Genomic DNA, 12,960 nt, shown 5'->3' on the forward strand with positions numbered 1-12,960 from the left:
GCAAGCCTGGCGTCGCCCGCCACCGGTTAACGGGTTTCACCGGCGGCGGCGGGTAAGCCTGGCGGGCCGCTCTCCCATCATGCTATTGCGCCGATAGCCTGCCAATCTTCTGTCGCCCTATCCCGGCGCCCTGCCTGTTCTGCCCTTAAAAAAAAGGTGCGCCGGAGCGCACCAGATGGGTCAGCATCAATAGTATCGGGGCCGCTTCACCCCTTGCCTTTAACACTACTGATAAAGGTTTGCCGTGCGGAGGTGGAACCCACCCGCTCAGCTTCATCCAGCAGTTTCAGCGCTTTATCGATATTGCCGCTGTTAACCGCCTGTGTGATCTGCTGATTAAAGTAACGCTCGGTGTCGTGCATGATCGGTTCCGCACGCGGTTTTGCCGCAGGCGCGGCGGCCGGAGCGGGTGCCGGCGCTGCAGCGTAGGCCGGTGCAGGTGCGGCGGTATTGCCAACGGTGACCGCGCCCGGGCCGGATGAGCCAAACAATGGGCCGACCAGGATAGACGAACCGGAACTGGTCTGCATTTTCAGCTTAATTGTGCCTTCACGGCTGTGGCTGGCGACGGGATCGGGAATATCCGGCACGGCGTGGCCCGTGCCCAGCGCATAGGCTTTCGCCGGGTCGAGTAAGGTCGTGGTCTGGGTCAGATCGCTGTCGGTGGTGAACACCAGCAGATAAATTTTCTGCTGCCCCAGCGCAGGGGTCAGTTTCATCACGCCTTCCAGCCGATCGGCCGTCATCACGCCCGGCTTCTGATAGGTGAAATAGCGGCTCGGGAACCAGGCGGCGGGACGCAGATTTTCATCCAGCACCAGCACGTTAGGGGCAAAGACCTGGCCGTTCGCCACCTCGCTGCTCAGCGTCAGAGTCAGTTCGCCGATGTTAGCGGGCAGGCTGTAGGCCGCCACCGGCCCGGCGATGGTGGGCGCATTCAGCGTCTGTCCGCTGTTCGCCAGTTTTGTGGTCTGCGTCTGCGCGGCCGCCACTGGCTGCCAGCTCAGGCGCTGAAGATTTTCGGGCGCGACAGCGGGCGCAGCAGAGAGATCCTGTGGCACCAGATTGACCTCAGCCAGCACGGGCCGCACGGCGCCTGTCAGTAACGCCGCACTCAGGCAGAGCGCAGCCAGTTTTTTCATTTTCATTATGCTTACCTTATTGCGGGCAGCGGTGTGAACCAGGCAATGGCACACCGCCACCAAAGCGATCCATCAGGCGCAGGGTTGCGCCTGTCAGAACAGGGGCTGGCTTACCACCAGATTTCCATCTGCGCGCCGAAAGTCACTTCATCATCTTTACCACGGCTGTTGGTCAGGATGCCGTTGCCGCTGCTGTCAGCGGAGGCGAACGTGGTGAGATCGCCAGCGCTGTCTTTGTTGTAGCCCCACTTCTCATCCCATTTGGCGTAGGTCGCGAACAGACGCAGCGCCGGACGTGACCAGATGCTGTCGCCCGCCTGCCACTGCTGTGCCAGCGTCACTTTGTACTGGCCGTTACGCTCGTTCGCCTGCTGCGACTTCACGTTGTCGTAGCCCAGCTCCAGCAGGGTGCTCATGATGGGGGTCCATTTGTACATCGGGCGCACGCCCACGGTGTACCACTGGGTGCCGCGGTTGTTATCCAGATCGATGTTCTGGTACATCGCCACATACATCAGATCCCAGCGTTCGGCCAGCGAGATGGCACCGTGGTCGAGCACGCGGTACATATCCCCGTTGTTGTTCAGGCTGGTGCCCTGCGGCACGCCTTTGCCCTGCGAGGTCAACGCGTCGGTGGCGTACTGCAGCACAAACTTGTTGTAGCCTTTCAGCATGCTCTGGGTATGTTCGGCGGTGAACATCCAGCCATCCCTCGACGCGCCATCTTCGATGCGGTAGCCGTCGCGGGCATTGGCGCGGCCATAGTCCACACCCAGCTCCAGCACGCCGTCCGGGTTGGTTTCCAGACCCGCCAGGCGCACATCAAACACGTCGTTGGCGGTGCGCGTGGCAAAATCACGGATACGATCGCTGGAGAAGGTGTAAGAACCGCCCGCTTCCGAGGAGCGGGTCGCGGCGAAGGAGAGCTTACCAAAGCCGAGATCCACATCTTCCAGACCGGCACCCGGACCGGAGATGTCCCAGTAGTAGAAGTCGATCATGTGTACGTCATGACGCTGATAGAAGCGTTTACCGGCCCAGATGGTTGAGCCTGGCAGCGCGTCGATCAGGTTTTTACCCTTGACGTTGGCTTCACGGAAGGCGGGCGAGGTCGCCTCCCAGTCATTCTGCTGCGCCACGGAGTAGGCCACGTTGGTGTCGAAATAGAAGCTCTTATCGCCCTCTTTCCACACTTCCTGGCCTAATTTCAGTTCGGCGTAGGTTTCGCACTCGTTACCCAGACGGTATTTACTTTGCGCGCCGGTCGCCTGGAAACATTGCTGTTCGCCCCCGCTGCCGGTCCAGCCGATGCCGGAACGGGCATAGCCGGTAAAGTCGACCGCCATCGTCGGGGCGGAGAGAATTCCTGCCGCGACGGCAACGGCAAGGGGAAGTTTGCGCAGAGTTAACATTTTCTATCTCCTGAGGTCATTGCTTTTATTGTTTTGGCAGGGCTATACGCCCGGCTCCTGATAGAGCCTGCGACACGCACTCCCGTCCTCACGGAACAGGTGACAACGCTCGGGCGGCAGGCCAATGCCGAGGATGGTGCCCTCTTTTACCAGCACGACGTCCTCCTGGCGGTAGACCAGGTTCTGACGGATAGCGGGAATCTCGATGTGGATTTGTGTTTCATGCCCCAGCTGTTCCACCACCTGCACCTCACCCTCCAGGGTGACGTCGGCGATGTCGCTGGAGAGCAGGTGCTCCGGCCGGATGCCGAGCGACATATTGCTGCCCACCTGAACGCCGGCACTGTCCACCGGCAGCCAGACCAGCTGCTGATTGGGCAGCCGCACCTGCACCTGGTCGATGGCGGTGGCGGTCACTTTGACCGGCAGGAAATTCATTTTGGGTGAGCCGATAAACCCGGCGACAAAGCGATTCGCAGGGTAGTGGTAGAGTTCAAGCGGCTTGCCGACCTGCGCGATGCGTCCGGCGTCCAGCACCACGATCCTGTCGGCCAGCGTCATCGCTTCAATCTGATCGTGGGTCACGTAGATCATGGTGCGCTTCAGGCGCTTGTGCAGACGGGAGATCTCAATCCGCATCTGGACGCGCAGCGCCGCGTCGAGGTTCGACAGCGGTTCATCCAGCAGGAAAACGCGCGGCTCGGCCACCAGCGTACGGCCAATCGCCACGCGCTGACGCTGCCCGCCCGACAGGGCTTTGGGCCGCCGATCCAGCAGATGCGCCAGTTGCAGGATCTCTGCCACCTGGTTTACCCGCTGCTGAATGTCAGCTTTCCTGACGCCCGCCAGTTTCAGGCCAAACGACATGTTCTCCGCCACCGACAGATGCGGATAGAGCGCATAGGACTGAAACACCATGCCGATGCCGCGTTCGGCAGGCGGCACCTCATTCATGCGGCGGTCGCCGATTAACAGCTCGCCGCGGGTGATGGTTTCCAGTCCGGCAATCATGCGCAGCAGCGTCGATTTGCCGCAGCCCGATGGGCCCACGAAAACAACAAATTCCCCTTCGCCGATAGTGAGATCGATATCTTTCGACACCACCGTATCGCCCCAGGCTTTTGTGACATTGCGTAGCACAACGCTCGCCATGATCCCTTCCCTCTTAGCTGCTCATTGGTGTCTGCTCCGCGGCAGACGGGTTCCGGGGCTCACTATGCGAGAGGAGATAATCGGTAACATCCTCCGCCGCCCGGCAATCTGCTGGGGGAGGAGACGGGAGGAGGAGAAACGCGGCCACAAACGGCGCGCCGCACGCCGCCACGCTTTTTTGTGATCGCCCGCGCAGACCCGCATCGATTTTTATCGCTTAAGCGCGCGCTTAACGGGCTTTTTGCCAGCGCGATCACAGCGATTGCCTGCGGGGCGTAGAGGCGGGGAGGATGAGAAGCCCCGACGGATACGCACAATGATGCCGGTAGAGCATTCCCCACTTCCGCAAACAGGATGGATTTATGACGATGAAAACCGGAGCAAGAATTCTGGCCCTCTCTGCCCTCTCTGCCGTGCTCTTTTCGGCAAGTGCCCTGGCAAAAATCGAGGAAGGTAAACTGGTCATCTGGATCAACGGTGACAAGGGCTACAACGGCCTGGCCGAAGTGGGCAAGAAATTTGAGCAGGAGACCGGTATCAAGGTCACGGTCGAGCATCCTGACAAGATGGAAGAGAAGTATCCGCAGGTAGCGGCGACCGGCGATGGCCCGGACATCATCTTCTGGGCGCACGATCGCTTTGGTGGCTACGCGCAGTCGGGCCTGCTGGCGGAGATCACCCCGGACGCCAGCTTCCGTGAGAAGATTTTTCCGTTCACCTGGGACGCCGTTCGCTTCGACGGCAAGCTGATCGGCTACCCGATCTCGGTGGAGTCGTTATCCCTCATCTACAACAAAAAACTGCTGCCGGACGCACCGAAAACCTGGGAGGAGATCGCCGCGCTCGACAAACAGCTCCGGGCTAAGGGCAAAAGCGCCATCATGTTCAACCTGCAGGAGCCCTACTTCACCTGGCCGCTGCTGGCCGCTGGCGGCGCCTACGCGTTTAAGCTGAAGGACGGCCACTACGATGTGAAGGATGTAGGCGTGGACAACGCCGGTGCGAAAGCGGGCATGCAGTTCCTGGTCGACCAGGTTAAAGCCAAAGTGCTGAATGCGGACACCGACTACTCCATCGCCGAGGCCGCCTTTAATAAAGGCGAAACCGCCATGACCATCAACGGCCCCTGGGCCTGGGGCAACCTTGACAAGAGCGGTATCGACTATGGCGTTACGGCGCTGCCGACCCTGAAAGGTCAGCCGTCGAAAGCCTTTGTGGGCGTGCTGAGCGCCGGGATCAACGCAGCCAGCCCCAACAAAGAGCTGGCGAAGGAGTTCCTGGAAAACTATCTGCTGACCGACGCCGGACTGGATGCGGTTAACAAAGATAAACCGCTGGGCGCCGTCGCGCTGAAGTCGTTCCAGCAGACCCTGGAGAAGGATTCACGGATCGCCGCCACCATGAGCAACGCTCAGCAGGGTGACATCATGCCGAACATTCCGCAGATGGCCGCTTTCTGGTACGCCATGCGCACCGCCACCCTGAACGCGCTGGGCGGTCGTCAGAGCGTTGACGCAGCGCTGAAAGATGCCCAGGCCCGCCTGAAAAAGTAATTCCCCTTTTGCAGCCGGGCTTCTGCCCGGCCTGAGTGACCGTTAAGGAAAACCGCATCATGTCAGGAAAACCGAAAACGCGCAGTCTGCTGCTTAAGAGCGTTCTCATCGGGATTGGCTGTCTGCTGGTCGGCTATCTGCTGGTGCTGATGTACGCGCAGGGTGAATATCTGTTTGCGCTGCTGACGCTGATCCTCAGCGCGCTGGGCCTCTGGATTTATGGTAACCGTCGCGCCTATGCGTGGCGTTATGTCTATCCGGGCGTGGCGGGCATGGCGCTGTTTGTGCTGTTCCCGCTCGCCTGCACCATCGCCATTGCCTTTACTAACTACAGCAGCAGCAACCAGCTTACCTTTGAGCGGGCGCAGCAGGTGCTGCTGAGCCGCGCCTTTCAGTCGGGTGAAGCGGTCAGTTTCTCGCTCTTCCCGGCGGGCGATCGCTGGCAGCTGGCGCTGAGCGACGGCAGTGAGCACTATCTTTCGCCGCCTTTTCAGTTCGGCGCGGAGCAGACGCTGAAAATGACGCCCGCGCCGCCGCCTGCGGGTGAACGCGCAACCCTGCGCGTCATTACCACTCACCGTCAGGCACTGAGCCAGATTCAGGCCACGCTGCCCGATGGCCGCACGTTGCGCATGAGTTCGCTGCGCCAGTTCTCCGGCACTCAGCCGCTCTATCGGCTGGACGCAGAGAAGGGACTCATCAACCAGCAAACCGGTGCCCGCTACCGTGCCAATCCAGAGACGGGTTTTTATCAGGTGGTGGATGCGCAGAACCACTGGGGCAACGAAACGTTAAGCCCCGGTTTCACCGTCAACACTGGCTGGAAAAACTTTGTGCGGGTCTTCACCGATGAAGGCATTCAGAAGCCGTTCCTGGCGATATTTGGCTGGACGCTCTTTTTCTCGCTGATCACCGTCGTTCTGACGGTCGCCGTGGGGATGGTGCTGGCCTGTCTGGTCCAGTGGGAGGCGCTGCGCGGCAAGGCGATCTATCGGGTCATGCTGATCCTGCCCTATGCCGTTCCGGCGTTTATCTCGATCCTGATTTTCAAAGGGCTGTTCAACCAGAGCTTCGGTGAGATCAACGTCATGCTCAGCGGGCTGTTTGGTGTTAAGCCCGCCTGGTTCAGCGATCCGACGCTGGCGCGCACCATGCTGATTATCGTCAATACCTGGCTGGGCTACCCCTACATGATGATCCTCTGCATGGGACTGCTGAAGGCCATTCCGGACGATCTCTATGAAGCCTCGGCGATGGACGGTGCCGGTCCGCTGCAGAACTTCTTCCTGATTACGCTGCCGCTGCTGCTCAAGCCGCTGATGCCGCTGATGATCGCCAGCTTCGCCTTCAACTTTAACAACTTCGTGCTGGTGCAGTTGCTGACCAACGGCGGACCGGATCGTCTGGGGACGACCACCCCGGCCGGTTATACCGACCTGCTGGTCAACTACACCTGGCGTATCGCCTTCGAAGGCGGCGGCGGGCAGGACTTTGGCCTGGCGGCGGCCATCGCCACGCTGATCTTCCTGCTGGTGGGGGCGCTGGCGGTAATCAACCTGAAAGCCTCGCGGATGAAGTTCGACTAACGCTCTGGCCCGGCAGGCGCAACAGGTGCCCGTAAACGGGTATGCGCTGCCGGGTGCTGACCAACAAGAGAGCCCGGGGATCGGGCGATGAGGAGTGCTTATGGCTATGGTCCAACCCAAATCTCAACGGCTGCGTTTGCTGTTCACGCATCTGCTGCTGCTGTTATTTATCGCGGCGATCCTCTTTCCGCTGCTGATGGTGATCGCGATTTCGCTGCGTGCCGGTAACTTCGCCACCGGCAGCCTGATACCGGAACAGATTTCCTGGGAGCACTGGCGGCTGGCGCTGGGTTTCAGCGTGGAACATGCGGATGGGCGGGTCACGCCGCCGCCCTTCCCGGTGCTGCTCTGGTTGTGGAACTCCGTCAAGATTGCCGCCATCAGCGCGCTGGGCATCGTGGCGCTCTCCACCACCTGCGCCTACGCTTTCGCCCGGATGCGCTTCGCCGGTCGTGCCAGCCTGCTGAAGGGGATGCTGATCTTCCAGATGTTTCCGGCGGTGCTGTCGCTGGTGGCGCTCTATGCCCTGTTTGACCGGCTGGGTCAGTATCTGCCTTTTATCGGGCTGAATACGCACGGAGGCGTGATCTTCGCCTATCTGGGCGGTATCGCGCTGCATGTCTGGACGATTAAGGGCTATTTCGAAACGATCGATGGATCGCTGGAAGAGGCCGCCGCGCTCGATGGCGCGACGCCGTGGCAGGCGTTCCGGCTGGTTCTGCTGCCGTTATCGGTGCCGATTCTGGCGGTGGTGTTTATTCTGGCCTTTATCGCCGCGGTAACGGAGGTGCCGGTTGCCTCGCTGCTGCTGCGCGATGTGAACAGCTACACGCTGGCGGTCGGAATGCAGCAGTATCTGAATCCGCAGAACTATCTGTGGGGCGACTTTGCCGCGGCGGCCGTGCTCTCCGCGATCCCGATAACCCTGGTGTTCCTGCTGGCGCAGCGCTGGCTGGTAAGCGGTCTGACCGCTGGCGGGGTGAAAGGCTAAACGATCATCATTGTGCGTTGCCACTGCTTACACAACGTCTGTTGTGGTTGAATGTTTCGGCGGCCTGCGGGCCGCCATTTTTCATTTATGGCGCTTCCGGCCGAGGGTCGCCCGCCACCAGCGCCACGATCAGGGCCGTCAGCGCCTGCTGACCTTCTGCCTGCCCGATATCGCCGCGGGCAACCGCCCCCGCGATGCCATCCGCAGCCCCCAGCAAGCCCCACATGCCGGCTTCCGGGATCCCCGCGCGGCCGGTAAAAGGCGCAAACCAGTGCTGACAGCGGCGGATAAAATCGAGCTGATAGTGGCGCCTGACCGCAGCCAGTTCCGGCGAAGTGCTGAGGGCGGAGAGCAGGTCCGGGATTTCTCTGCCCTCCGTCATCACGCAGTCCACATAGCAGGCCGCCAGCACTTCCGCTTTCGCCTGCACGCGCATTGGCGCGGCACGCATGGCGGCGTCCATTCGCTCAGTCTGACGGCGGTCGAAATCGTCATACAGCGCGGCCAGCAGCCCGTGACGGGTGGTGAAGTGATCGTAAACCACCGGCTTGCTGACGCCCGCCGCCTCGCCAACCCGTGCCAGCGTCAGCGCCTCACTTCCTTCAGCCCGCATGATCTGCCATGCGACATCGGCTAACTGTCTGCGCCGGGCCTCGCGGGAAAGGCGTTTACGGGCCGGTTTTTCAGCGGTCATCGGGGTTCCTGCGGGCTAAAAATTTGCTGGCCCCACTGCCGGGCCTGGCGGTAATGGGCGTCAGGATACCCCTCATCGCCCGTCAGTAACAGTTCGCTGGTTACCACCGGCGCGCCACAGTAGCCGAAGATACCCTGCTCGATCTGATTTCGCATGCTGGTGAAATAGCCGCGCCGCAGATATGTGCGGGTGTCGGCCGCGCCGATAGCGAACAGATGCACCGGCAGGTGCCCGAGCCGTTTCACGATCCGGCCCTCCTGTTCGCTGAAGGCCCACTCCTGAATAAAGACCCGATCAATCCACCCTTTCAGCTGCGCCGGAAAAGACCACCAGTAAACCGGATAGACCAGCACCAGCGCATCCGCCCGATCGAGACGCTGCTGCTCCGCCAGCACATCGGCGGGAACGCCAGTCTCGCCGTTGAAACGGCGATGGTCATCGAGGGTAAAACGGGGGTCGAAACCCTCTGCCGCCAGATCCGCGCGTTCCACGGTATGCTGCCCGGTCGCCATAATGCCCTGCGCCAGCTGGTCCGCCACGCGGTGGGTATGCGCCTCATGATGAGGATGAGAAGTTACCAATAATGCCTGCATCGTCGTCACCTTACCTGCTTCACCATTAAGTTACTAAAGGTAAGTTACTAATGGCAGGTTATCAAGTGGCGGTGATTATTGATCCTGCAAAACGCATCTGCTGTTAAAGATTGGCGGGGGCATACAACTGAGGACAGCGGAAAAGCGGAGCGGCCGGATTCACCCCCTTGCGGATCACCCTTCCGGCCGTTGTATTACGCGTCACGGGTCTGCCCGCATCACGGGGCGGTCAGCGGCGATAAGCCAGCGAACGGACCAGCCGGTCGCCGAGTTTCTGGATCAGCATCACCAGCGCCAGCAGCACGACAATGGTGGCCGCCATGATCTGATTGTCGAAGCGCTGGTAGCCGTAGCGAATCGCCAGATCGCCCAGCCCCCCGCCACCGACCACGCCCGCCATCGCCGAGAAGCCAATCAGCATCACGATTGTCAGGGTGATCCCCGCCACCAGCGCGGGCAGCGCTTCCGGCAGCAGCACGCGGCTGACGATATGCCACAGCGTGCCGCCCATCGACACCACCGCCTCTATGCGGCCACGATCGACCTCATCCAGCGCGTTCTCGACGATGCGGGCAAAAAAGGGAAAGGCGCCCAGCGTAATCGGCACGATCGCCGCGGTACTGCCCAGCGTGGTGCCGACCAGCAGTCGGGTAACGGGGATCAGTGCGATCAGCAGCACCACAAACGGCAGGGCGCGGCCGGTGTTGACCAGGGTGTTCAGCAGCAGCGCGATCGCGCGATTCGGCAGCAGGCCCTGCGGCCGGGTCAGAAACAGCAGCACACCCACCGGCAGCCCTATCGCGACCGTGAACAGCGCCGCCATCAGCACCATGTAGAGCGTCTCGCCTGTGGCGTTGAGCAGCAGTGCCTGGAACCGATCAAGACTCATGCTACGCATCGGGTCATCGCCTCTCGCTGATATTTTTCGATAAACGCCCGATCCGCTTCGCCATCCTTCAGCAGCATTGCGCGCAGGCGTCCCTCCTGGCGGCCCATGATCTGGCTCAGGCTGCCGCTCTCCACCAGCCGGCCATGCTCCAGCAGCGCCGCGCCGTGACAGATGCGCTTCACCACCGCCATCTCATGCGTGATCATCACAATCGTGATGTTGAGCTGCTGCTGAATATCGGCCAGCAGATCGAGAATCGCGGTGGTGGTTTCAGGATCCAGTGCGCTGGTCGCCTCGTCGCACAGCAGATAGCGGGGACGGGCAGCCAGCGCGCGGGCGATGCCGACACGCTGCTTCTGTCCACCGGAGAGCTGCGACGGCCAGGCTGCCGCAAAGTCATCCAGCCCCACCCGCGTCAGTAACGCGGCGACCCGATCACGACGCTGCCTGACCGGCACCCCGGCGATTTCCAGTGCCAGGTCGATGTTGTCATGGACGTTGCGGGAATGGAGCAGGTTGAAGTGCTGAAAGATCATGCCCATCTGCTGCCGCTGCTGGCGCAGCTGCGCCAGGTCCATCGCCGCAAGATCCTGCCCGTCAATCTCGATCCGGCCCGAAGAGGGATGCTCCAGCCGGTTCAGACAGCGCAGCAGGGTACTTTTGCCCGCACCGCTCCGGCCCAGAATGCCGAAGATGGTGCCCTCTTCGATGGTCAGCGAGATGTCGTCCAGGGCTGGCGCAGGCGCGCCAGCATACTGTTTATGCAGATGACAGATGTTAATCATGCTGCGGGTCCGCAACCGGGATCACAGAGCCCTGGTAGGTTTTGCGGATAAACGCCGCCACCTGCGGGGAACGCAGATCGTTCGCCAGCTGAACCACACGCGGATCTTTCTCCAGCGCCGGCGTGGTCACCAGCAGGTTGGCGTAAGGGTTATGGGCCGCGGATTCCAGCCCCAGCGCATCTTTGGCCGGGTTCAGCCCCGCCTCCAGCGCGTAGTTGCCGTTGATGACGGCGGCGTCCACATCATCCAGCGAACGGGGTATCTGGGGAGACTCGATCTCAACGATCTTCACCTTTTTCGGGTTGTCGCTGATATCTTTCGGCGTGACCAGCGTCGAACCCGCCTCGCCTTTGGCGTTGAGCTTAATCACCCCTTTGTCCTGCAGCAGCCAGAGCGCGCGGCTCAGGTTAGTGGTGTTATTCGGAACGGCGATGCTCGCCCCTTCAGGCAGCGCTGCCAGCGATTTTACCTTGTGCGAATAGATGCCCAGCGGCTCGATGTGGACGCTGGCCACCACGGCAAAGGTTTTGCCCAGCGCCTTTTCCTGATCTTTCAGGTAAGGCAGATGCTGGAAGTAGTTGGCATCCACATCACCGGCAGCCAGCAGTTCATTGGCGTTCACGCCGTTGCTCAGCTCGACAATCTTTATATCCAGTTTCGGGTCCAGGGTTTTGACATACTCCAGGATCTCCGCGTGCGGCAGCGGGTCGGCGGCGACGCGCAGCGGTGCGGCCTGTAAATTCTGTGCAATCAGCAGGGAAAGACCGGCCAGCACCAGTAAGGGCTTTTTCATCATCATTTATCTCTTATCGTTATGGGAAGTAGGTTAGTGCGTGTGCTGTTCAGCATAAAAGCGCCGGGCGACGTCGGGATGCGAACGCAGACGGCCTTTAAGGTAGTTCCAGCCCACTTCGCGCAGCAGCGGATTAAGCGGATCGCTGGTCGGACCCTGCGCCAGGGCCGCCAGCTGCGGCGGAAGCTGATAGACTGGCACCACGGTGTCGAGCTGGGCGCCCAGGAAGAAGGCGATGGATAAGCGCTCACTGTTCTGCTGCGGCGACACCACGCGATGCACGGTGGCACGCAGATAGCCGTTGGTCGCCAGCTCCAGCAGCTCGCCGATGTTGACCACAAACGCGCCGGGACGCGGTGACGCATCGATCCAGCGATCCGGCGTCACCTCAACCTGTAAACCCGGCTGGTCATCCTGCAGTAACATCGTCAGGAAGCCCGAATCTTTATGCGCGCCGACCCCCTGGCGCGATTCGCCCTCTGTGCGGCCCGGATAGCGGATCAGCTTGATATGTTCATTGGGATAGTCGCCGTAGAGGTTATCGAAGGCGTTGCGCGGCAGATCCAGCGCATCGGCAAACGCGCGCAGCAGCTCCAGCGCTACCGCGGTCATCTGCTCCTGCCAGCGTGTCACGACGCTCTGCAGTGCCGGCAACGCCTGCGGCCACTGGTTCGGCCCCTGCATCCGTTGCCAGGCGGGTGAATCAGCGGTTACCGGCAGGGCTTCGCGCTCGGCGCCGATATCAAACTGTTCGCGAAAGTCGGGCTGGCTGCGGGTGATTTCCACGCCCGCCAGGTTGTAGCCGCGAAAATGCGGGGAGTTCGCCATCGCCACAGCGTCTTTATCCGCCTGTGGCAGGGCAAAGAACTGCCGCGAGACCTGCTGCACCGCATCGGACAGCTGGCGGTCAACGCCGTGATTGATCAGATAGAAGAAGCCGACATCACGCGCGGCCTGGCTTAATGTTTTCAGAACCTGCTGCTTCTGCTGCTGACTTCCCGACAATAAGGCGAAATCGATGACCGGCAATGCGGCCGGGGTTAATGTGCTCATGATTAACACTCTGCTGGCATGGAATAGGTTTACATTGCCATTTCAGTTACGCGTTAACTACCAACTAATCCTGCTATGGATATGCGGCGGATGAATATATCCCACCCTCTCTTTCGCTCTCACCCGCAGATTACTCTGTCTGGCAGCGTCGCCACGCGCCCGATGGTGACGTTGTCACATCAGACTCCTGCGTGTTCCCGAAACGCGAAAAAAGCCCGCCTCTTCGGCCAGTTTTTTTCAGCAGCAAAGTGAATCCGACTAAGCAGAGCCTGCTGCTTTTGTCAGCAAATGTAGCTTTTCCGGCTGAAAACTTGCAA

At 60.9% G+C, this 12,960-nt stretch carries 12 protein-coding genes; 3 read left to right on the forward strand and 9 right to left on the reverse strand.

Going from position 1 to position 12,960, the window contains the following annotated elements:
- Window positions 1-206: 206 nt before the first annotated feature.
- The 3 genes from malM to malK form a co-directional block, all read right to left on the reverse strand.
- Window positions 207-1,148: a maltose operon protein MalM gene (malM, locus tag J1C59_RS20765; RefSeq protein WP_140916901.1), complete on the reverse strand. Its 942-nt coding sequence runs from the start codon at window positions 1,146-1,148 to the stop codon at window positions 207-209.
- Window positions 1,149-1,252: 104 nt separating this feature from the next.
- A complete protein-coding gene (locus J1C59_RS20770) occupies window positions 1,253-2,554 on the reverse strand; it encodes a maltoporin (protein ID WP_128086129.1) in 1,302 nt (433 codons plus the stop codon).
- A 42-nt stretch (window positions 2,555-2,596) separates the two neighbouring features.
- On the reverse strand, window positions 2,597-3,706 hold the full coding sequence (gene malK, locus J1C59_RS20775) for a maltose/maltodextrin ABC transporter ATP-binding protein MalK (protein ID WP_128086130.1): 1,110 nt from the start codon (window positions 3,704-3,706) through the stop codon (window positions 2,597-2,599).
- Between the two features lie 362 nt (window positions 3,707-4,068).
- On the opposite strand from malK, the gene malE reads away from it, so the two are divergent.
- The 3 genes from malE to malG all read left to right on the forward strand — a co-directional run bounded on the left by malE (window position 4,069) and on the right by malG (window position 7,836).
- Complete coding sequence (gene malE, locus J1C59_RS20780) at window positions 4,069-5,259, forward strand: maltose/maltodextrin ABC transporter substrate-binding protein MalE (protein WP_128086131.1); 1,191 nt, start codon at window positions 4,069-4,071, stop codon at window positions 5,257-5,259.
- Between the two features lie 59 nt (window positions 5,260-5,318).
- Complete coding sequence (gene malF / locus J1C59_RS20785; protein ID WP_128086132.1) at window positions 5,319-6,845, forward strand: maltose ABC transporter permease MalF; 1,527 nt, start codon at window positions 5,319-5,321, stop codon at window positions 6,843-6,845.
- Window positions 6,846-6,945: 100 nt separating this feature from the next.
- Window positions 6,946-7,836, forward strand: a complete 891-nt coding sequence (gene malG, locus J1C59_RS20790; RefSeq protein WP_111139643.1) for a maltose ABC transporter permease MalG — start codon at window positions 6,946-6,948, stop codon at window positions 7,834-7,836.
- An 85-nt stretch (window positions 7,837-7,921) separates the two neighbouring features.
- On the opposite strand, the gene J1C59_RS20795 is transcribed toward malG, so the two are convergent.
- The 6 genes from J1C59_RS20795 to J1C59_RS20820 form a co-directional block, all read right to left on the reverse strand.
- A complete protein-coding gene (locus J1C59_RS20795; RefSeq protein WP_128086133.1) occupies window positions 7,922-8,530 on the reverse strand; it encodes a TetR/AcrR family transcriptional regulator in 609 nt (202 codons plus the stop codon).
- Window positions 8,527-9,123: an NAD(P)H-dependent oxidoreductase gene (locus J1C59_RS20800; RefSeq protein WP_128086134.1), complete on the reverse strand. Its 597-nt coding sequence runs from the start codon at window positions 9,121-9,123 to the stop codon at window positions 8,527-8,529. The genes J1C59_RS20795 and J1C59_RS20800 overlap by 4 nt, the downstream gene beginning before the upstream one ends.
- Before the next feature lie 229 nt (window positions 9,124-9,352).
- Complete coding sequence (locus J1C59_RS20805; protein ID WP_111139640.1) at window positions 9,353-10,021, reverse strand: methionine ABC transporter permease; 669 nt, start codon at window positions 10,019-10,021, stop codon at window positions 9,353-9,355.
- The gene (locus J1C59_RS20810; protein ID WP_128086135.1) at window positions 10,009-10,797 is read right to left on the reverse strand and encodes a methionine ABC transporter ATP-binding protein; all 789 of its coding nucleotides are present in this window, start codon (window positions 10,795-10,797) and stop codon (window positions 10,009-10,011) included. The genes J1C59_RS20805 and J1C59_RS20810 overlap by 13 nt, the downstream gene beginning before the upstream one ends.
- Window positions 10,790-11,593: a MetQ/NlpA family ABC transporter substrate-binding protein gene (locus J1C59_RS20815; protein ID WP_128086140.1), complete on the reverse strand. Its 804-nt coding sequence runs from the start codon at window positions 11,591-11,593 to the stop codon at window positions 10,790-10,792. The genes J1C59_RS20810 and J1C59_RS20815 overlap by 8 nt, the downstream gene beginning before the upstream one ends.
- 30 nt (window positions 11,594-11,623) lie before the next feature.
- On the reverse strand, window positions 11,624-12,643 hold the full coding sequence (locus J1C59_RS20820; RefSeq protein ID WP_128086136.1) for an isopenicillin N synthase family dioxygenase: 1,020 nt from the start codon (window positions 12,641-12,643) through the stop codon (window positions 11,624-11,626).
- Between the last annotated feature and the right edge of the window lie 317 nt (window positions 12,644-12,960).

Origin of the sequence: Pantoea deleyi (assembly GCF_022647325.1) — a bacterium.
GTDB lineage: Bacteria > Pseudomonadota > Gammaproteobacteria > Enterobacterales > Enterobacteriaceae > Pantoea > Pantoea deleyi.

What these genes read in the sequence shown, in the direction of transcription:
- malF (WP_128086132.1), top strand. Translation starts at nt 5,319, where the DNA reads ATGTCAGGAAAACCGAAAACGCGCAGTCTGCTGCTTAAGAGCGTTCTC.
- malM (WP_140916901.1), bottom strand. Translation starts at nt 1,148, where the DNA reads ATGAAAATGAAAAAACTGGCTGCGCTCTGCCTGAGTGCGGCGTTACTG.
- J1C59_RS20810 (WP_128086135.1), bottom strand. Translation starts at nt 10,797, where the DNA reads ATGATTAACATCTGTCATCTGCATAAACAGTATGCTGGCGCGCCTGCG.
- J1C59_RS20795 (WP_128086133.1), bottom strand. Translation starts at nt 8,530, where the DNA reads ATGACCGCTGAAAAACCGGCCCGTAAACGCCTTTCCCGCGAGGCCCGG.
- J1C59_RS20805 (WP_111139640.1), bottom strand. Translation starts at nt 10,021, where the DNA reads ATGCGTAGCATGAGTCTTGATCGGTTCCAGGCACTGCTGCTCAACGCC.
- malG (WP_111139643.1), top strand. Translation starts at nt 6,946, where the DNA reads ATGGCTATGGTCCAACCCAAATCTCAACGGCTGCGTTTGCTGTTCACG.
- malE (WP_128086131.1), top strand. Translation starts at nt 4,069, where the DNA reads ATGACGATGAAAACCGGAGCAAGAATTCTGGCCCTCTCTGCCCTCTCT.
- J1C59_RS20800 (WP_128086134.1), bottom strand. Translation starts at nt 9,123, where the DNA reads ATGCAGGCATTATTGGTAACTTCTCATCCTCATCATGAGGCGCATACC.
- J1C59_RS20770 (WP_128086129.1), bottom strand. Translation starts at nt 2,554, where the DNA reads ATGTTAACTCTGCGCAAACTTCCCCTTGCCGTTGCCGTCGCGGCAGGA.
- J1C59_RS20815 (WP_128086140.1), bottom strand. Translation starts at nt 11,593, where the DNA reads ATGATGAAAAAGCCCTTACTGGTGCTGGCCGGTCTTTCCCTGCTGATT.
- J1C59_RS20820 (WP_128086136.1), bottom strand. Translation starts at nt 12,643, where the DNA reads ATGAGCACATTAACCCCGGCCGCATTGCCGGTCATCGATTTCGCCTTA.
- malK (WP_128086130.1), bottom strand. Translation starts at nt 3,706, where the DNA reads ATGGCGAGCGTTGTGCTACGCAATGTCACAAAAGCCTGGGGCGATACG.